The following is a 20641-nucleotide window of genomic DNA, read 5'->3' as shown; positions in this document are numbered from 1 at the left end:
TCTGATGAACGTTCAGAGTAAAATTGATAAAACTGCAGCAGAAGAAGCACTTTCAGAGCATTTTCTGAATTCGCTTGGTAGCCTTCCTGGTTCGCCAAATGTGGTGCAGGGGCGCGATAAGATGTTTGCTGCGCTGATGAGTAATGGCCTGCCGACACGACGTGTTGAAGCTTGGCATTACACGGATCTTCGCCGCTTGCTAAGCTCTGTGCCAACCACACAAGCAGATGGACACGTAGCTGCACAGGCTGGTCTTGTCGAAAATGCAAAAGTGCTTCCGATCCTAAACGGTCAAATCGCAGATGATTTTGGTGCATTGCCAGAAGGCGTTAGTGTTTCAAGTTTTAAAGATGCGCTTGCTGACGGCAGTGCAGATGCTCATTTCGCTGACACAGAGTTTGACGATGCGATAGGCCAGTTAAATGGTGCATTTGTATCCGATGGCTATAAAATTGATATTGCACCAGATGCTGAAATTGAAGCACCTATTGAAATTCAATTTGTGCAAGCTGCGGGTCAATCCCATTCGCGTTTACCTGTTGCATTTGGAGAAAATTCAAATGCGACGATTATTGAACGCCATATCGCCTCGGGTGATGACGAAACGCTTGTGAGCTCGGTGGGCCATATAAGCGTGGGTAAGGGCGCGCATGCGCGCTGGGTCATTGTTCAGGGTCAAAATGTGCAATCGACACATCTCGGTCAGGTCAATATTGAATTGGCGGAAGATGCGAAGCTTGAGCTTTATTTAGTCAATGCTGGTGGCAAACTTGTTCGTCAGGAAATTGTTGCTGATGTGCAAGGATCTGGCGCTGATTTGGTGCTGCGTGGCGTTAATATGCTCGCAGGAGATACACATACTGATGTAACGCTAAAACTTGGACATAATGTTCCAAACACAAATTCTGATGAGACATTTAGAAATGTTGTGTTTGACAAGGCAAAAGGCGTTTTCCAAGGTCAGATTAAAGTGGCACAAATTGCGCAAAAAACTGACGCGCAAATGGCGTGTAACACTTTGCTTTTGTCAGATGACGCTGATTTTTCAGCCAAGCCTGAGCTTGAAATTTTCGCCGATGATGTGATCTGTGCGCATGGTGCAACGGTTGCAGATATTGATCCTGCACATTTGTTCTATCTCATGGCACGCGGGATTACTGAAAAATCAGCTCGCGGATTGTTGGTTAAAGGATTTGTCGCAGAAGTCGTTGAAGATCTTGAAGACGAAGCGATTGTTGAAGCTCTGGAAAACATCATCTCAGAATGGTTGCAAAAAAATGGCTAATATCGAAGGCTATGATGTTGATGCTATTCGGCGGGATTTTCCGATCCTGACGAAAGAAGTTTACGGTAAGCCACTGGTTTATCTAGACAATGGCGCATCAGCACAAAAGCCAAAAGCGGTGATAGATGCAATTACCCATGTTTATGAAAATGAATATGCAAACGTGCATCGTGGATTGCATTATATGTCCAACGCGGCAACAGACGCTTATGAAGCAGCGCGCGAGAAAGTGCGTAGCTTCTTAAATGCACCATCTGTTGACAATATTGTCTTTACCAAATCTTCAACAGAAGCGATTAACACGGTGGCTTATGGTCATGGATTGATGGAATTAGGTGAGGGTGATGAAATCCTCATTTCCATTATGGAGCACCACTCCAACATCGTGCCTTGGCATTTTGTACGTGAGCGCAATGGCGCCAAAGTTGTTTGGGCGCCTGTGGATGAAGAGGGTGCTTTTCATCTTGACGACTTTAAGGCCTGCATCACCGATAAAACCAAGATGATTGCCATTACACAGATGTCCAATGCGTTTGGAACTGTGGTGCCGATAAAAGAGATTTGTCAGATTGCAAAAGAACGCGGCATTCCGGTGCTGGTTGATGGCTCGCAAAGCGCCGTGCATATGCCAATTGATGTGCAGGATTTAGATTGTGATTGGTTCGTTATGACTGGCCACAAGCTTTATGGTCCGTCTGGTATTGGTATTCTTTACGGTAAAAAAGACCGTTTAAGTGCTATGCGCCCATTTATGGGTGGTGGTGAGATGATCTTGGATGTGACTGAAGATAACGTCACTTATAATGATCCGCCCCATCGTTTTGAGGCGGGTACTCCGCCGATCGCGCAGGCGATTGGTTTGGGTGCAGCGCTTGATTATATGGACGAGATTGGCCGCGATAAAATCGCTGCACATGAAGCGGATCTTGTTTCTTATGCACATAGCCAAATGAGCGGGATCAATTCTTTGCGCATTTTGGGCAATGCACCGGGTAAGGGCGCAATTGTTTCCTTTGAAATTGAGGGCGTGCACGCGCATGATATTTCCATGGTGATTGACCGTTCTGGCGTTGCCGTTCGTGCGGGAACTCACTGTGCGCAGCCGCTTTTGAACCGTTTTGGGGTTACATCCACATGTCGTGCCTCATTTGGTATGTATAACACACGTGCTGAAGTTGATGCATTGGTGACAGCGCTTGATAAAGCGCGGGCGTTTTTTGAATAATTGGAGCTTATTATGAGCAATGAAGATCAAACACCAGAAGGTGCAGGCGAGCAACCGGGTCCAAACGAAGTGGATCGCACGTTCACAGCGACCGAAATCTCTCGCGAAGAATTAGCGCGTATGACTGATGACATTATCGCCGCGCTTAAAACCGTATACGACCCTGAAATTCCATCAGATATTTATGAGATTGGCTTGATCTATCGTGTTGACATCGAAGATGATCGCATGGTCAAAATCGAAATGACGTTAACAGCACCAGGTTGTCCTGTTGCGGGGGAAATGCCGGGCTGGGTTGAAAATGCTGTAAGTGCTGTTGAGGGCGTTTCAGGTGTTGAAGTTTCTATGACTTTTGATCCGCCATGGACCCCTGATCGGATGTCTGAAGAGGCGCAAATCGCCGTTGGCTGGTACTAATCGCTTGATCCTTTCATTCCTGACATCGTTTTGAGTCGTTCGAATTACTGGTTGTACATCTTCGCATCTCCCGCCTCATCAGAAATAAAATTATCGTCGTGTTGCTGATACTTAGATTTTTTAAATCCATGTTTGTTTAAGTTGGGACATTCATTTCCATCTTATAGGCTTGTTTGTTAAGGTATCAGTGATTACATTATCTCATAGATGAATATCGGGCCTTTAACCCGATTATTTTGGAGAATATGATGGGCTTTGAAGTCGTCAAACTTACCGATGCTGCCGTTGAGCGCATCAAAGAAATTACAGCATCTTCGGATCAAAATCCTGAAGGCATCCGCGTTGGCATCAAAAAAGGTGGTTGCGCTGGGATGGAATACACTGTCGATCTGGCGGTTGAAGCCAATCCGAAGGACGACATGGTTGAGCGCGATGGTGTGAAAGTTTTCGTTGCGCCAGAGGCAACATTGTTTTTGCTTGGCACAGAGATGGATTTTGAAGTCACAAAACTGCGTTCTGGTTTCGTCTTTAACAATCCAAATCAGACGTCTGCATGTGGTTGTGGCGAATCTGTTGAGCTAAAGCCTGCTGATTTGGCAGCTTTGGCCGAACAAGGCGAGCCGGTTATCCGCGCTGAATAATCAAATATATTTAATTTGAAACAGCTTCGCGCATTTGTTTGACGCGTGTCTTATCGAGTTTGGATGGCTGATCATTTTTATCAAATGGTTGTTTGAGATTAAATGCGAATGGTGTTGAGCCATTGTCATGTAAATATTCAAGCCGCTCAGCGCCGTCTTGCCAGATTGGCTGCACTTCATCTTCAACCCACCACAATGCAAATGGTGGCCAATTGCCATCTAAAAACCATTCATGGCCGCGTTTATATGCTTTGCCATGCAGGCCGTAATAGGTGAAGTGGAACAAGCTTTCTAAATCTTCCCACAATGAAAGTGTTGCCGGGCACCAGCCATCACCTTTTTCTGCATAAAATCGCGGATAAATTTCTGCACCCCATGGGGAAGGGCCGGGATCGCTGGCATAGCCCGATCTTGTGATAAACCCCGGGAATTCGTCCGCATGTGCAAAAATCGGATCATTATAGGCGCTGAAGCTGTCATTGAGCGGATGATCAGCCGGCTCTTTGAATATGCCGAAGGTGTAGACCGCTAATTTCATTGCGCGCGTCTCATGTCGCTAAAATTCGATATTGATTGCCTTCAAGCACAACAGCCGTCAGCTCTTGAGTGGCGTAGGCCATGGTATCGGCATTGATGCGATTTTGTTTGATCTCAATTGGATGATGCGGGGTGTGACCATGCACAATTACTTTTTCAAAAAGACCGTTATAGGAGATGAATTCTTTGCGAATGGTCATGAGATCGTGGTTAGATTGCTCTTCAAGTGCAACATTTGGCCGAGCGCCTGCATGGGCAAAGAAATAGTCCCCGAAAGTTTGACTAAAGAGCAATTCACCAATGAACTCAATATGAGAGCGCGGCACGGCTTGCAAAAGTGCATCGCGAAAAGCAAGCATCTCATTATCAGCGACATCTAAATGAACCGGTTGCACGCCATAAGATAGCGCGCATTCAGCGCCGCCATAGGTCAAAAATGAGTAAGCAGTCGCAATTGGATCATCTAAAAAGCGGATCAGCTTTTCTTCATGATTGCCTTTAAGACAAGAGACGTTTTCATTGCTGGCCATCAAATTGATGAGATATTGAATGCAGCCCTTTGAGTTTGGACCTCGATCAATATAATCGCCTAAATGTATGATTTTATGATGTTTAACGGGGTATTTTGCCAAGTCATCGGATATTAGATCATGGATTTTAAACAACAAATCTAGATAACCATGCACATCACCAATGGCATAGATGCGGGTGTCATTGGGTGTATGTGCTTCGCCAAGGGCAATGTTACTCATGGTGTGGCCTGTAAATCTGTCAGTTTGAATAATCTTACTTTGTTAAAACTCAATTTTCATCCCATCTTTACCAATGTGTAATTCACCTTGCCAATGTTTGCGCACTGCATCCACCCAATCCTGCTCCGTGATGCTCGGATCGGCCCCTGGCACAAGATGGTTGAGCGCTAAGGTTTTCACATTTGCGCCCTTGGCGATTTTTCCCACATCACCAGCTGCCGTATGGCTCCGTAATAGATGGTTTTTAAGACGGTCATCTGACACACCTAAGCTTTTACATAATGCATCGACGCCTTTTAACAGCAATGCTTCATGTACCAAGACGTCTGAATTTTTTGCAAACTCAGCCAATTGCGGCATATAGGTCGTATCACCCGATAATGTGACGGATTTATTATTGGCATCGATGCGGATGGCATAGCTCTCTTCAATCGGTGGATGCAGGTTTTTTATTGCAGTAATGCAGATATCACCGTCGTTATAGATTTCCCCTTGTGAGATCTCGGTAAGCGAAAGCAATTGAGAAAAATCACAGCGCCCTTCATCTTCTATGCGCAGATCAATGTCGAATTTCATTGAGCGGAGAAACCCGTCCCAATAATCTTGTAATCCTTTTGGGCCAATAACTTTGATCGGTTTATTTAAACCTGCTGTCCAGGCAGTATGAAAAAGCGGACCAAGCTCTAGATAATGATCTGAATGCAAATGTGTGATGATGATTAAATCAATCTCAGTGAGTTCCACACCTTGGTCGCAAATTCCGCGACACACGCCTAAACCAGCGTCTAAAACGATGTTTTTCCCAGCGATTTGGACCAGATTAGAGCAAGGCATGTTAGAGCCTGGTTTGATCGCTGGTCCACCCTTAACACCCAGCAATGCAACACTTGCATCAGACATTGTAATTTCACTTTTGTTGTTCGAATTTGCGATAAATCTAGATGTATTTTACCGCCTATGCCAGTATGTATTTTGTTTTAAATATCTGTATTAGGCATGCTTATGGCGCAAATTTCGTTTGAACCACTTTCCAAAGAGTTTTCAGAAAATCCATATGAGATCTACGCGTCTTTGCGAGCGCTGGATGAGCCATATTACTTTGCTGATCAGGATATGTATCTGCTTTCGCGTTATAAGGATGTGAGCAAAATTGCCACGAACCAAAATATGGTGCGTTCGCTTGAGGGCTTGGAATCAGAAGAAGAAGCCAAGGAGCGGCAGCGGCGTGCGAACTGGCACGATATGCCATATCACGAGCGCGTGGTGCAATTTAGTCTGCTTGATAGCGATGGTGAGGTTCATCGCCGCTTGCGCAAGCTGGTATTTGGCACGTTTACAGCGCGATCAATTGCTGCGCTTGAACCTGTGGTGCAAACCTTTGTGGATCGATTAATTCAAGGCTTTAAAGATAGCGATCAGATTGAATTTATCGAAGATTTTGCAGCTCATGTGCCCGGCTATGTCATCGGGCATTTGCTCGGTGCGCCGGAAGAATATTCAAATCAGCTCCGATTATGGTCTGAGCAAGTCGTGCAGTTTTTCGATGTTGATCGTTCAGATGAGAAGAAACAAATCGCTGAAACCGCAACGCGTGAGTTCTTTGAGTTTTTGGTTGATCTTAAAAACGAGCGTAGCGAAAACCCCAAGGATGATTTGATTTCCAAAATGATCGTCGACGAGCGGGAAGGGCATTATACCGAGGACGAATTTATCTCGACTTGTATGCTCATTTTAATGGCCGGGCATGGGTCGACCATCGATGTTTTAGGGTCCGGGATGCACACGCTCCTCAAACACCCAGATGCAATATCTCAAATGCGTGCAGTGCCTGAGATTATCCCAACAGCGATACAGGAAATGTTTCGTTATGAGCCTCCACTCCCGTTTTTCCACCGTCATGCGCTCGAAGATGTAATGATCCGTGGTCAGGAGTTTGCTAAAGGTACGACCTTTGGCTTGCTTTATGGTGCGGCAAATCGTGACCCGAACCAGTTTGAAAACCCAGATCAGTTCCAAATTAATCGCGCACCTAACCGTCATTTAGCTTTTGGGCAGGGCGCGCATTTATGTCTGGGCAATCACATCGCCAGACAAAACATGAAAGTGATTTTCGAAACGCTGCTGCGTGAATTTAAAGACTTCACACTGCTTGATGAGCATGTTGCCTATAAACGCGGGTTATCTGTGCGCGGCGTTGAAGCGTTGAATATTGGGTTGGTTCGGTAGGGACTCTTATTTGTCTGCATCAATCATATTCCCCATCACTTTATCGATACCTTTTGCAATTGATGGTACTTGTTGAGATACAATTTCACTGTAGTTTTCCATAAATGACATGGATTTTTGTTGTCCTAAGTACCTTGAGATGTATTTTTTCTGACTTTCTGTTCGACCAAATACACTGTTTGTTGCCGACCCAACTGTTAGTCCATTAATTTTTTTTACTAATTGACTTTGGTTTGCTTCGGCTATTTGTTGAAGATGAATAGTGTTTTCCGAAGCAAAAAACACGGTTTTCGGCCCAACTGGTAGCGTTATGATAGGTAAATTTGTTTGATTGTTGACATTGAAATGTAATGGTCGATCAGACGTTAGTAACTCATGTTTTGATTTGGAAAGCTCTACCACTTTCCATGACATACAACTCATTCTCTTACTAAGTTTTTCATTACTTAAAAATATAGAAAGATGGTGAGCGGCTTCGTTTACATATTTTGTTTTGAGTTTTTTTTCGGCGTCCTGTAAATCGTTCTTGTGTATAGAGAATTCAGATAGATTTGAAACTTTTGAAAGAACCGGTACGATTGCGTCTGAAGTCTTTGTAAGGATTTCGACAAACAATTCTAAGTCTGCGGGCATTCTTGCTATTAGAGTTGTAATAAATTTTATCCACATTTTCTCGTGGTTGGGACATAAGGTTTTTTGGGTTAGCAATTGATTTAGCGCAATAGATCCATCGTTGTCGACTTTACTAAAAAATATCTGTTCAACTTTCTGTGCTTTTTCTACAGGCAAATCTTTTATTGAATATAAAAATTCTTCGAAACCAATTTGGCTTGGATACCTAGGTTCCGAAATCAATTTATCTCGATATGGTACATGAAAATGGAAGAGCTTGCCCGTCTCTCTATTACACCATTGTTTTAGGAAAAATTCTGGTAAAAAGTGATGTTTTTTGGGAATGCTCATAGAATGCTTTGCTGTTCTATTGTTCCATATTTTCTCTTATGTCGATTTAGTGCGTAGAAATGGAATCGATTTGCCCCGCGAAATAAGATTTCGCGGGGCTTTTGATTTGTTTATACAGGACTTAACTACAGCCGCTTGTCGATCCGCAAGTGTCGCATTTTAGGCATGTGCCGTTGCGGACCATGGTGAAGTTTGAGCATTCTGAGCACATATCACCAGTATAGCCTTGCATCATTGCTTTAACGCGGCGGTCGGCTTCAACCTTTTTGCGTTCTGCATCTGTTGAAAGACCAGTTGCTGCAGCTTTTGCGCTTTCAGCAATTTGCTCAGCCTCTATTTCTGTTTTCAAGCTTTGATCAGTTTCAGAATAATCACGCTTGAAAGCGGATGCTTCTTCAAACATCTCAGCGACCGCATTGGATGCTGCTGCAACCGTTGCCACAGAACCTGATGCAATTGCTGTTACATTTGAGCTTGCTGTTGGACCATTACCGGCAGAACCTTGTGGTTCCTGGTTGATGATTGAAAGCTTATGACCACGGGTCAGACCTTTAGAAACCGCTTCTGTTGTGCCTTCCTGAATGCCTTTGCCCATTGGGGTAGAGGAAAATTCAGATTGGTCAACATGGGCGAGATCATGACGATCAAGATATGACACTGCCAATTCGCGGAAGACATAGTCTAAGATAGATGTTGCGTTTTTAATCGCATCATTGCCTTGAACCATGCCTGCAGGCTCAAACTTGGTGAACACAAATGCATCGACATATTCTTCTAGTGGCACACCATATTGAAGACCAAGAGAGACAGAGATTGCAAAGTTGTTGATCAATGCTCGAAGCGTTGAACCTTCTTTGTTCATATCGAGGAAGATCTCGCCCAAGCGACCATCGTCGTATTCGCCGGTGCGCAAGAACACTGTATGTCCACCCACTTTTGCTTTTTGCGTGTAGCCTTTGCGGCGACCAGGTAGTTTTTCCTGTTCACGAACCACACGCTCAACAATGCGCTCAACGATTTTCTCAGTAACCTTCACAGCTTGTGCCGCTGCTGGTGCTTCCACTAATGCTTCAACTGCTTCATCATCTTCCTCATCGGCGATCAATGATGCATTAAGCGGTTGAGATAGTTTTGAACCATCGCGATATAGCGCATTGGCTTTCAAAGCGAGCTTCCAAGACAGCATGTAAGCTGATTTACAATCATCAACGCTTGCTTCATTTGGCATGTTGATGGTTTTTGAAATCGCACCTGAGATGAATGGTTGCGCTGCTGCCATCATACGAATGTGGCTATCAACGGAAAGGTAACGCTTGCCGATTTTGCCGCAAGGGTTTGCGCAATCAAAGACTGGAAGATGCTCATCTTTAAGGAACGGCGCACCTTCAAGTGTCATTGCACCGCAGATGTGGATGTTTGCAGCTTCGATGTCTTTCTTGTCAAAGCCGATCGCTGCCAACATATCAAATGACATGTCATTAAGCTGCTCATCCGTTAAGCCAAGCGTGTCTTTGCAGAACTCTTCGCCAAGGGTCCATTTGTTAAAGACGAATTTGATATCAAATGCGCTTTCGAGACCTTTGTTAATTGTTTCGATTTGCTCGTCGCTGAAGCCTTTTGATTTAAGCGATCCAGGATTAATGCCAGGTGCTTGATTAAGGTTGCCGTGACCAACAGCATAAGCTTCGATCTCAGCGATTTGGCTTTCTGAGTAACCCAAGGTGCGAAGTGCTTCAGGCACAGCACGGTTGATGATTTTAAAGTAACCGCCACCCGCAAGCTTTTTAAACTTAACAAGCGCAAAGTCTGGCTCAATACCTGTTGTATCACAGTCCATGACAAGACCGATTGTGCCTGTTGGGGCAATCACAGTGGCTTGCGCATTGCGGTAACCGTGTTTTTCACCAAGCTCTAGTGCCAGGTCCCATGCAGCTGTCGCGTGCTTAACTAGATCCTGATCTTTACAATCTTCATGAACCAGCGGAACAGGGTTCACAGATAGCTCAGAATAACCCTCTGATTTACCGTGTGCTGCCAAACGGTGGTTGCGGATCACACGCAACATGTTTTTCGCATTTGGTTTGTAACCCGGGAACGGACCAAGCTCGCCAGCCATTTCCGCTGATGTTGCGTAAGAAACACCAGTCATGATCGCAGTGATCGCACCACAGATTGCGCGGCCTTCATCTGAATCGTAAGGAATACCGCCCGTCATCAGCAAGCCACCGATATTGGCAAAGCCAAGACCGAGTGTGCGGTATTTGTAAGAAAGTTCAGCAATCTGTCGTGATGGGAACTGAGCCATCATCACTGAGATTTCAAGAACCATTGTCCAAAGACGTGTTGCATGTTCAAAGTCGCCAATCGCAAGATTGCCAGTTTTAGCATCTTTAAAGCGCAGCAAGTTCAACGAAGCCAAGTTACAGGCTGTATCATCTAGGAACATGTATTCAGAACATGGGTTAGATGCGCGAATTGGTCCTTCTGATGGGCAAGTGTGCCAGTCGTTCATTGTTGTGTTGAAGTGAAGGCCAGGATCAGCTGATGCCCATGCGGCGTAACCAATTGATTCCCAAAGCTCACGTGCTTTAAGTGTTTTTGTAACTTTGCCATCGCGGCGGCCGCGTAGATCCCAGTTACCATCGCTTTCAACAGCACGAAGGAAATCGTCTTTAATTGACACTGAGTTATTTGAGTTCTGGCCTGCAACAGTCAGATAGGCTTCTGAATCCCAATCTGTGTCATAGGTTTTAAACTCAATATCTGTGTAGCCTTGTTGTGCAAACTGGATCACACGCTTGATGTAGTTTTCTGGAACCTGGTTCTTTTTCGCAGCTTTAATTTCGCGCTTAAGGGCAGGGTTCTGTTTTGGATCAAAACAAGCATCATTGTCAGCTTCGCAATTGATGCAAGCTTTCATGATCTGACCAAGATGTTGCGATACGATTTTTGAGCCAGTGACCAAAGCAGCAACTTTTTGCTCTTCGTTCACTTTCCAAGAGATATATTGCTCAATATCTGGGTGGTCGATGTCGACAACAACCATTTTCGCAGCACGACGCGTTGTGCCGCCTGATTTAATTGCACCCGCTGCACGGTCACCGATACGCAGGAAGCTCATTAGACCTGATGATTTACCACCACCAGACAAGCTTTCGCCTTCGCCGCGTACATGAGAGAAGTTTGAACCTGTGCCTGAACCATATTTAAATAGACGCGCTTCGCGCACCCAAAGATCCATGATGCCGCCTTCGTTTACCAAATCGTCTTCAACAGACTGAATAAAGCAAGCATGAGGTTGAGGATGTTCGTAAGATGATTTTGATTTCACCAATTTCGCTGTGAATGGATCGACATAGAAGTGACCCTGGCTTGGCCCGTCAATACCATAGGCCCAATGAAGACCTGTGTTGAACCATTGCGGGGAGTTTGGTGCAACGCGTTGTGTCGCTAGCATATAAGCAAGTTCATTACGGAAGTTGAGCGCATCTTCTTCGCTATCGAAGTATCCGCCTTTCCAACCCCAATATGTCCATGTACCTGACAAACGGTCAAAAACCTGACGCGCATCTGTTTCAGGACCATAACGCTCTTCTTCTGGCAGTTTAGCTAATGCTTTCTCATCAGCCACTGAACGCCAAAGCCATGATGGAACATCATTTTCTTCAACTTTCTTAAGAACAGCAGGTACACCCGCCTTACGGAAATATTTCTGCGCTAGAATATCCGCTGCAACTTGGCTGAACTGATTTGGGACATCGATGTCCTCCAAGCGGAAAACAATCGACCCATCCGGATTCTTAATCTCACTGGTAGCTTTGCGAAATTCGATCTCGGAGTAAGCGTCTTTGCCTTCTTTAGTAAAGCAGCGTTCTATGCGCATAACTTCATTTTCCTTTTATCATTTGTTGCCTGTCACCATTGTTGGTTTTTCAGGACAAAATTCCCCAATTGCCTGCGCGCCAAAACGATGTCCCACCATAAGACACCGCGGTTCGCAAACCTCGATAAGTGTACAGTACTTTTATTCAAAAAAGAACCGCATATTGTGTTTCATATTTTGAAATATACTAGATGTAGTATTAACAAAACATTAATTTGTAAATTGAAAATATCTAAAAACCGCCGGTTTTTTTCCATTTCCCCCAAAATTTAAACGCAAGAACACTCCGCCTGAAATAAGCGTCTCAACTCACAAAACAATGGATTTTGCTGGTTTTGGTAACCCCTCCAGCTCGTCGCCGCCGCAACTTGATTTTCATTAGGCGCGACTCGCACACAATCGTCAAGTAATAGTTTTATCCAAAATAGCACCCACAATATCTAGTGTGTCTTGCTTGTGAAAACTGGGGAAAGATTCATTATTTGTTAACGGCTCTCTTTTGTTCTCATATGGGTGTCCGATTCTTGCTGGAAAACGTGGATTTGTTACACAAACGTCATAAATATGCAGTGGGCACGTCATGTAAAAATTATATCGCCTTGGGGACGTTATCAACAGGAGCGAGGTGACATCCATGTTTATTGGCACAAAAAAATTTTATTTTCAACTTTTCTGGCAGCAAGTTTTACAACGTTATCCACACCCTCAATAGCAGGTGAATATTTTAACCGCGTATCATCTTTCCCGGTGAATTTAAATTTGCCTGGTGATGTAGATCAGAAAACTGAAACGTCAGCTGAGATCATTGCCGCAACAAGTGATGGCAATATGCTGGTTTATACCGACAGTCCACTGGGTGCCGTTGGCTTGATTGATATTACCGATCCAAAAACACCCGTTGCGAAAGGAATCATCAAGCTTGATGGTGAACCAACATCGGTATCTGTCAAAGGTAAGCTAGCGTTTGTTGGCGTCGACACATCAGAAAGTTATACAAAGCCATCCGGCGAGTTGATCATCATCAATCTTGAAAGCAAAGAAGTCGTCTCTCGCTGCGATCTTGGTGGTCAACCTGATTCGGTTGCTTTGTCGATGGATGGAGCTTTGGCGGCTGTCGCAATTGAGAATGAACGCGATGAAGATTTAAACGATGGCGCGATCCCACAAGCCCCTGCCGGTTTTGTGTCCATTCTTCCGGTTGCCAATGGTGCATATGATTGTGCGGCAATAATCAACGCAGATGTGACGGATTTGGCAGAAATCGCGCCAACAGATCCGGAACCAGAATTTATAGATTTTAACGCCAACAACGAACTTGTCGTCACATTGCAGGAGAATAACTACATTGTTGTCCTTAATGCGGACGGTACTATTGTTTCGCATTTTTCAGCTGGAACAGTTGATCTTGGAAATGTTGATACTGATGAAGAAGGTGCACTGACATTTGCCGGCACGCTCAATGATGTGCCGCGCGAACCTGACGCCGTTCAATGGTTAGATGAAGATCGTGTGTTGATCGCCAATGAGGGCGATTATAAAGGTGGATCTCGCGGGTTTACGATTTTTTCTAAAACAGGTGAGGTGTTGTTCGAAAGTGGTTTGGACTTTGAATATAAAGTTGCCATGGCAGGTCACTACCCAGAAAAACGTTCTGGCAACAAGGGTGCTGAGCCAGAAGGATTGGAAGTCGGTACATTTGGCGATCAAAAGCACATGTTCGTGTTATCAGAACGAGGCTCTGTGATTGGCGTATATAAAGACACAGGCTCAGATGCAGAATTTGTCCAACTTTTGCCAACGGGGCTAGCGCCTGAAGGTGCGGTCGCAATTGAAAACCGTAATTTGCTCGCGGTTTCTAATGAAAAAGATCTAATTGAAGATGGCGGTGTTCGCTCTCATGTCACGCTTTATCAATATGGCGCGGATGCATCCCAATATCCGATGCTGACGTCTAAACTAGACGAAAATGGCCGTCCAATTGGTTGGGGTGCATTGTCTGGCTTGGTTGCAGACAGCGAAAATCCGGGCGAGTTATATGCTGTTAATGACAGCTTTTATCGCTCGCAACCGCAAATCTTTAAGATTGATGCGACGCAAGTCCCAGCGCAAATTGTATCAGCAACTCCGATCACGCGTGATGGCATGCCGGCGCAGAAATTGGATATGGAAGGCATTACACAAGACGGTGAGGGCGGTTTCTTTATCGCCTCTGAAGGTCGCACAGATCGTTTAACTCCCCATGCGATTTACCATGTGAATGCTGACGGTGAGATCGAAAATGAAATCGCTTTCCCTAGTGAGCTTCTTGCAGTTGAAAAACGTTTCGGGTCTGAAGGTATTACCAAATCAGGTGATGATCTTTGGATTGCTATTCAGCGTGAGTGGCAAGATGACGCCGCAGGTTTTGCAAAACTGGTCAATTATAACCTTGAAACCAAAGAATGGGGTGCTGTGCATTATCCTCTTGATGGCAAAGATAAAGGTTGGGTAGGCTTATCTGATATTACGATCTTTGGTGATTATGCTTATATTATTGAGCGCGATAATCAAATTGGTGCAGCTGCGGTGACCAAAAAGATCTACAAAGTTGCAGTATCTGAATTAAAGCCAGGCAAATTGGGTGAAACTCTCCCAGTCGTGAATAAAGAACTTGTGGTGGATCTGATACCAATCATGCAATCTTATGGTGGATATGTGGTCGATAAGGTTGAAGGTTTGGCAATTGATAAAAATGGCCAGATGTTTGTCGTCACAGATAATGATGGTGTTGATGATTCAAACGGTGAGACACAATTCTTCAAATTAGACGTGATTGCCACGATGTAATTTTTCATAAGCTTAAACAAAGAGAGCCGGGCAATCTTGTCCGGCTCTTGTCTTTATATGTGGTGGTGAAAATCTAGCTAAGAAGATTAGCCACCTTTTGCGATTGGTTCCTGATATTGCACACCCATATCCCACGGGAACACAATCCAAGTATCTTGGCTTACCTCGGTGATAAAGGTATCTACCAGTGGACGTCCTTTTGGCTTTGCATAGACAGTGGCAAAATGTGCCTTTGGCAACATGGCTCGCACAATGCCAGCGGTTTTTCCCGTATCTGTTAAATCATCAATGATGAGAATGTCTTCGCCATCGTTTTTAAGAAGTTCCGGGGAGATCTCTTTTAAGATCTGCATATCGCCTTGGTTTTTATAATCATGATATGAGGCAACACAGACCGTGTCGATCATCCGGATGTTCAGCTCACGGCAGATGATTGCTGTCGGCACCAAACCACCGCGAGTGATACAAACTATGCCCTTATAATCGGTCTCTTGACCGGCAATACGCCATGCTAATGCGCGTGCGTCGCGGTGAAATTGATCCCAAGATACGGGGAAGAATTTTTCTGAAGGCTTCATGGGTGACCTTTTATTAGCTGATATATTTTTATGAATTGGGTTTAGAATAATGTCTTAGTTCAAATTGGCAAGCATCTGCTCAATTTCTAGGGCGGCTTTGTCCACATCTGTTTGATCTAGACCACGCACGATAATCTCAGTTGAAAAGCTGCCATCATCGCCAAAGCGTGGGTATGATCCGATGCTGATATCCGGGTTTTCTTTTTGAATAAGACCAAGCGGTGTACCAATCACACCTTCACCATGACGGCAGGGGACGGAACGTGATAACAGCTTTTGCCCTGTTTTAAGTGTCGGGACAACATTATTTAACATGGCTTCAAAGACTTTCGGAACGCCTGCCATGACAAATACATTATCTTTGTTAAATCCTGGGGCTTTGGAAACCGGGTTGTCGATATGGGTTGAGCCGTCTGGCATGCGCGCCATGCGTTGGCGTGCGTCGGTAAATTCCATCTCACGGGATTTATAATGCGCTGCGAGCAGTTCCATTGCATCATCATCATAAATGCATTTAACACCAAACGCTTTTGAGACAGCATCGGCCGTGATGTCATCATGGGTTGGGCCAATGCCGCCGGATGTGAAGAGATAGTCATATTTCTTTCTTAATGCATTCACCGCAGCCACGATCTCAATTTCTTCATCGGCGACAATACGCACTTCGCGTAAATCAATGCCGACTGAAGTAAGTGTTTGCGCCAGATGACCGATATTTTTATCGCGGGTGCGGCCTGATAATAATTCATCACCAATCGCTAATGCTGCAGCTGTGACTTGTTTTTTGTTGCTCATGCGTTTCAACCTTATTGTTGAATGTGCCATACATGATAAGTTGAGAAATGAAAATGCCAGTATTGCCAACACATGGGTATAAGAGAATAAAAAGAATCACTTAGGCGCGTTTGTTTAGCATTTGATTCGGCTGCTTTATTCTATGTCTTAACGTGCCGGGCAGGGGTGAAAACACTGAAAGTCACGTGTTGTTATTTTTATTTTGAAAATCAGGCAAAAAGAACTTGATTGAATGCGGCTTGTTCGTGTAGGCAGTCAGCCAGGTTGCGGGCATGGCGGAACTGGTAGACGCAAGGGACTTAAAATCCCTCGGCCTTAGGCTGTCCGGGTTCGAGTCCCGGTGCCCGCACCAAGATTATTTTTTAAGTTATTGATTTTATTGATTAATTTCAAATTTTTGTGTGTTTTGTACCACAAATTCAGATTTTGTATCACAATTTGTCACACAGATTGTACCACATTTGTAAGAATCCTATCATTTACTGAATGTGTTTAGGCCGATTCTGTAACGAAAAGTTAGATTTGAAGTCTCAAGTGTAATTCGGATTCTTAGTAATAAACAGAGATGATATGAGCTATGAATTAGCTGGTCGCACATGGCAAATTAAGCGCCTATATTGGTTCATCCTGATCAATTTCGTCGTCGAGAATTTCCAACATAGGCGCTAAAACACTTCTCGCCATCCCAACCGTGCCAATGGCTTCTTCTGTTGTTAGATTGTGTTCTGGGTGTGCTAATGGGTTCCTGTGAAGGCGCGTTAGTTGCTGCAATGATCCTATAATTTGGTCATCCCCACGTTCATCATCTTGGAGGCGCTTCAATAATTGACCAAGGGTTGCTCGTTTTGGTCTATCGTCACCATTCGAGACAGCATCCCAGTATCTCCGTGTTACGGATTCCACAATTCTGAATGTATGAAATCCGCATGCGGTAGGTAAATCAAATATTAGTGCTTTGGCAACTTCTGTAACATCATGTTCAGTTTCTGGAGCTTTGAATCTTAGAGTAGGCGGAAATAATTCATAACTTGAATCTAATATTCGGAGAAGATCAAAACTACCTTTTGGTGTTATTAAAAAGATGGGAGCAACATGAAGCTCAGCTTTAAGAATAGTATTTAGATCTTTTATTTGTTTGTCGATGAGATGGAGCTCTGTAGCTGTAAAGGGTATTGGTTCGTCTACAAGAATCTTCGAGGATAGCATGTTGTATATTGATTCAGCTTTCGCGAGAGAGCTCTTTAGATAGGGAGTGTATATTCCTTCATTGGAAAGCAATTCAATATTGTACAAGACTCCGAATAGTGTTGATTGAATATTCTGTTCCACACCTTCAGCAATATCTTTTTCTACTTTTTCAAGTAGCAAAACCAAATCGACTAACCAGGGTACAGATATATTCAGCAATTGAGTTCTCCTTTAATTAGATGAATCATAGTATCTCAACTTATAGTTAAAGGTCTAAAGGAAAATTTAGTGAACTAGGGGGTGCGGTAATTCAAATTTTGTACCACATTTTGTACCACAAAATGACTGTCATGATCCGTTAACATATTGAAAAATATGAATTTAAATTATGCTTCATGTGCGCGGTGCCCGCACCACAATTTTCATTGATAATTATGTTTACTGAATAATTACGCGTTTACACATCCATGGCTGTTTTAGGAAACGTCCTTGTTCCAAAACATTAAGGACGTTCCCCATATAGATGGCGTTTGAACTGACTAAAAGTTGATGATTAAACCATCTTGGACATTGCGCTCATTTTATTGGCGGGCATGGGCTGAGGAGAGCCGAGAATTTTGCAAAGGCGCCAAGTGACAAATCCACCATCTGGTACTTTTGCATCAACGAAGGATTCAACCCTTGGATTGTTCACTTGGTATACGGCGCCACCTTGTTGCAGGGGCTTGCTGAAGACATAATATTGCCAGGCAGTAAATGATGGAGACGTTGAAATGTCTTCTGGCAAGAAATAGGGTCCAGCCGGTTTCATAAGAGGCGAGGTCTTACTTTGAAATGGTTCTTCATATTCACTATAAAATGATGTGATGCTGGGTTTTCCGGCATCTGCCCCAAATTGTAATTGTCCCGTTTCAAAGCCAAAAACTTTAGAGTTCTCGGTTGGTTTCATACGTGCGTAATTTAGAACATCCATCACGGTCATATTTTCTTCATATGGGATATCTTTTTGATCGTAATAGATCCCCACAACTCTCAGTGATACTGACATGTCCTTCTCCTTTTCAATTTATCTGTATTCCTGCATAAATTGAAATATAAAATTAAATACAACTTTGAATCAATTTATTGTAGGTGGTAATTTTGATGTGCTTTTAGCAACACACATGTCTTGAAGTAGAGGGCTAAGTCACCATTGGTTGTGGTTGAGGTGTAATTCATCTATGAGTAGTTGAGACGGTTTAAAATTCACAGGGATCGCTGGATCAGTCTAACTTGTATTGATGAGATAATTGATATAACTAGCTTTCATCTAAGCTAAGGGTAAATCATAGAACCTTTGGGGTTGTAAGGTGAGGATTTATGAACCAGATAGACGGTAAGCAGTTCAATTGGACTATTGCGGTTTTTTTATCTGGTAAGCTTAATCGGTTTTATTTTCTCATTGCCATTAGCTTTTTTTGTCTATTGGTGTTGATGGTTCAATATCCAGACATCAATTATGCTGTAAGAAACGATATTTTCCGTCATTTTGCTAAAATTATCATTCCAGTTTTTTATGAAGATGCCAGCCTAAAACTGTTGTGGAGTAACCACCACTCGACACCTTTTATGCACATTTATCACTATCTAAATGCTGAATTATTTGGATTAAATCTTCGTATTGATTTTATTCTGGGCTTACTGTGTTCAGGATTGATTGCAATCATGCTGCTTTCGAGAATGGTTAAACCTGTTCAATCTAGAACTCCTTGGTATTCTCAACTTGATTTTCTAATTGCAATTTCATTGGCGAGCATAGTTATTTCAAAAATACAACCAATTTATGTGTATTGGCCGCTTGTCACGTTTCAAATGGTGATGCTGTGCTTTTTGGTCTTGTACTGCGTTTTAATCGAAAAGATGTTCTTTTCAGATGCACACCAGTCGCGACTTCAATTTTTGTTCGCACTTGGATGCATCACATTAATTACATTAGGTTTTTTGAATATTCATGAGACTTTTGCTCTGTTTGGCAGCATTGCGGCTATCCTGGTGTTAATTTCCAGAGCCATGATCCTAAAAAGTCCCAGATATGTAATGATAGCAACGACAATTTTGACAATCACGTTGTTATATAAAATGATGATGGATCAATGGTTGCTTCGATCAGCTCGCGGAATGCCATCGTTTTCCGAGATATTATCACAAATCGTCTACATAAATGAATATGCGACAACATTTGGGAAAGCCATTCTTTCAGCGACCCAAACCGGGACGAAACTCGCCGATTTAGGTAACGTCTTTAATCTTCTCATTGGTTTCTTGATCGTTGTAATCTTATTATTGAGCTTATTGAAAATCAGATGTAATTTAGTGGTGACCATGGTGGCGTGGTCGGCATTTGCTATGCTTGCGGCCGGGGTCGTGATTCGTTCCCCTGAGACTGAATGGTGGTCGTTAATCGAAGCCCCGAGATATCAAAATTATCGTCAACTTATTGTTTTGGCATGCTTACTATTATTGGCAGACTTGTTGCGTCCTGTTGTCAATATTCGTTGGTTAAAAAGAGGGGTAGTTGCGCTCGCGATCATAGAGATTGGACTGTTTTTATATTCTTATGCTTTTTATGAAGAAGGGAAGCATAAAAGAGCGGTCAGTTTTGCGAACAAAATTGAAGTACTCGTTTATGGCCAAATTAACGCCGAAAACCAATATTCGCTCAGACGTAATGCTGCTGGAAACAATAGCCAAGAAACAATTGGCAAAGCGATTTCATATTTCGCGGATAATCAACTCAATGTTTTTAATCCAGATATTAAGCCACACAGAAATTTAGAGCACCAAAAAATAGCGGAAGCTATACGAGTTGAGAACGCATCAATTTCACTGCAAGCAGTTCAAGCAAATGAATCGTGTTTGGAGTTAGGTGCAAAAGACACTTTAGTCTTGTGGGAAGCGCGCGTTGGAATTGCATTGAATAACACAATTCCTAATTCAAAACTGGCTTTAACGATCACCGATGGAAGTAGGAATGTGATTGCAAAATATAGCTTGGTCGCAGGTACGATAAACTTAACTGGTATTGAAAATTTGAAAAATGGTCTTCAAGTCTGTGTAATGCATCCTCAAATTAAGATCGAGCTTTTTGAATATGCGGATATTACGACAAATAAGCTTTGAACATAATAGTTTTGACTTAACCTGCGAGCTAAGCGCTCACCATTGCCATGGCGACCTACTCAAGCGTGAAGTATTTAGTGGATTTCAAGTCGGTTGTAGTTTCTGTCTTATTCATCTATGAGTAGTTGACGTGGGTTGAGATTCACAGGGATAGCTGGATCAGTCA

The 20641-nt window shown here is 43.4% G+C and carries 16 protein-coding genes and 1 tRNA gene; 8 read left to right on the top strand and 9 right to left on the bottom strand.

Annotated elements, in window-relative coordinates; genetic code table 11:
• Positions 1 to 4 precede the first annotated feature (4 nt).
• From sufD to sufA, 4 genes are all read left to right on the top strand, one after another.
• Positions 5 to 1285, top strand: a complete 1281-nt coding sequence (gene sufD, locus ACZ1GZ_RS14055; RefSeq protein WP_472665520.1) for a Fe-S cluster assembly protein SufD — start codon at positions 5 to 7, stop codon at positions 1283 to 1285.
• Positions 1278 to 2510 (top strand): cysteine desulfurase, encoded by a 1233-nt coding sequence (locus ACZ1GZ_RS14050; protein WP_472665519.1) that lies wholly within the window; start codon positions 1278 to 1280, stop codon positions 2508 to 2510. Before sufD ends, ACZ1GZ_RS14050 begins: the two co-directional genes overlap by 8 nt.
• Before the next feature lie 12 nt (positions 2511 to 2522).
• Positions 2523 to 2927: an SUF system Fe-S cluster assembly protein gene (locus tag ACZ1GZ_RS14045; RefSeq protein ID WP_472665518.1), complete on the top strand. Its 405-nt coding sequence runs from the start codon at positions 2523 to 2525 to the stop codon at positions 2925 to 2927.
• 248 nt (positions 2928 to 3175) lie between these two features.
• Positions 3176 to 3568 carry a Fe-S cluster assembly scaffold SufA gene (gene sufA / locus ACZ1GZ_RS14040; RefSeq protein ID WP_472665517.1) on the top strand — a complete coding sequence of 131 codons (393 nt, stop codon included), beginning with the start codon at positions 3176 to 3178 and terminating at the stop codon, positions 3566 to 3568.
• A 10-nt stretch (positions 3569 to 3578) separates the two neighbouring features.
• Here sufA and ACZ1GZ_RS14035 read toward each other — a convergent pair whose 3' ends face one another.
• The 3 genes from ACZ1GZ_RS14035 to ACZ1GZ_RS14025 are packed head-to-tail and all read right to left on the bottom strand — an operon-like array spanning position 3579 to position 5757.
• Complete coding sequence (locus ACZ1GZ_RS14035) at positions 3579 to 4106, bottom strand: DUF3291 domain-containing protein (RefSeq protein ID WP_472665516.1); 528 nt, start codon at positions 4104 to 4106, stop codon at positions 3579 to 3581.
• A gap of 10 nt (positions 4107 to 4116) precedes the next feature.
• On the bottom strand, positions 4117 to 4857 hold the full coding sequence (locus ACZ1GZ_RS14030; RefSeq protein ID WP_472665515.1) for a metallophosphoesterase: 741 nt from the start codon (positions 4855 to 4857) through the stop codon (positions 4117 to 4119).
• A gap of 42 nt (positions 4858 to 4899) precedes the next feature.
• Positions 4900 to 5757, bottom strand: a complete 858-nt coding sequence (locus tag ACZ1GZ_RS14025; RefSeq protein WP_472665514.1) for an MBL fold metallo-hydrolase — start codon at positions 5755 to 5757, stop codon at positions 4900 to 4902.
• Positions 5758 to 5859: 102 nt separating this feature from the next.
• Between ACZ1GZ_RS14025 and ACZ1GZ_RS14020 the strand changes: the two genes are divergently transcribed.
• Entirely contained in the window at positions 5860 to 7083 is a 1224-nt protein-coding gene (locus tag ACZ1GZ_RS14020; protein ID WP_472665513.1) for a cytochrome P450, read from the top strand.
• A gap of 6 nt (positions 7084 to 7089) precedes the next feature.
• Here ACZ1GZ_RS14020 and ACZ1GZ_RS14015 read toward each other — a convergent pair whose 3' ends face one another.
• Complete coding sequence (locus ACZ1GZ_RS14015; protein ID WP_472665512.1) at positions 7090 to 8046, bottom strand: DUF4238 domain-containing protein; 957 nt, start codon at positions 8044 to 8046, stop codon at positions 7090 to 7092.
• 121 nt (positions 8047 to 8167) lie between these two features.
• Positions 8168 to 11929, bottom strand: coding sequence for a vitamin B12-dependent ribonucleotide reductase (locus tag ACZ1GZ_RS14010; RefSeq protein WP_472665511.1), 3762 nt, complete (start codon positions 11927 to 11929; stop codon positions 8168 to 8170).
• Between the two features lie 564 nt (positions 11930 to 12493).
• On the opposite strand from ACZ1GZ_RS14010, the gene ACZ1GZ_RS14005 reads away from it, so the two are divergent.
• On the top strand, positions 12494 to 14755 hold the full coding sequence (locus ACZ1GZ_RS14005; RefSeq protein ID WP_472665510.1) for an esterase-like activity of phytase family protein: 2262 nt from the start codon (positions 12494 to 12496) through the stop codon (positions 14753 to 14755).
• 86 nt (positions 14756 to 14841) lie between these two features.
• Here ACZ1GZ_RS14005 and gpt read toward each other — a convergent pair whose 3' ends face one another.
• Together gpt and ACZ1GZ_RS13995 are read right to left on the bottom strand one after the other, a co-directional pair.
• On the bottom strand, positions 14842 to 15333 hold the full coding sequence (gene gpt, locus ACZ1GZ_RS14000) for a xanthine phosphoribosyltransferase (RefSeq protein WP_472665509.1): 492 nt from the start codon (positions 15331 to 15333) through the stop codon (positions 14842 to 14844).
• 54 nt (positions 15334 to 15387) lie between these two features.
• Positions 15388 to 16128, bottom strand: a complete 741-nt coding sequence (locus ACZ1GZ_RS13995; RefSeq protein ID WP_472665508.1) for a competence/damage-inducible protein A — start codon at positions 16126 to 16128, stop codon at positions 15388 to 15390.
• Between the two features lie 266 nt (positions 16129 to 16394).
• Between ACZ1GZ_RS13995 and ACZ1GZ_RS13990 the strand changes: the two genes are divergently transcribed.
• Positions 16395 to 16480 (top strand) — tRNA-Leu (locus ACZ1GZ_RS13990).
• Positions 16481 to 16740: 260 nt separating this feature from the next.
• Here the strand turns inward: ACZ1GZ_RS13990 and ACZ1GZ_RS13985 are convergent.
• On the bottom strand, positions 16741 to 17535 hold the full coding sequence (locus tag ACZ1GZ_RS13985; RefSeq protein WP_472665507.1) for a hypothetical protein: 795 nt from the start codon (positions 17533 to 17535) through the stop codon (positions 16741 to 16743).
• 334 nt (positions 17536 to 17869) lie between these two features.
• Positions 17870 to 18364 (bottom strand): hypothetical protein, encoded by a 495-nt coding sequence (locus ACZ1GZ_RS13980; protein ID WP_472665506.1) that lies wholly within the window; start codon positions 18362 to 18364, stop codon positions 17870 to 17872.
• A 311-nt stretch (positions 18365 to 18675) separates the two neighbouring features.
• Here ACZ1GZ_RS13980 and ACZ1GZ_RS13975 point away from each other — a divergent pair, with 311 nt between their 5' ends.
• Positions 18676 to 20475, top strand: coding sequence for a hypothetical protein (locus ACZ1GZ_RS13975; RefSeq protein ID WP_472665505.1), 1800 nt, complete (start codon positions 18676 to 18678; stop codon positions 20473 to 20475).
• The last annotated feature ends 166 nt before the right edge of the window (positions 20476 to 20641 follow it).

Source organism: Lentilitoribacter sp. JB5-8 (assembly GCF_055693385.1).
This window is presented reverse-complemented; position numbering and strand designations above follow the sequence as displayed.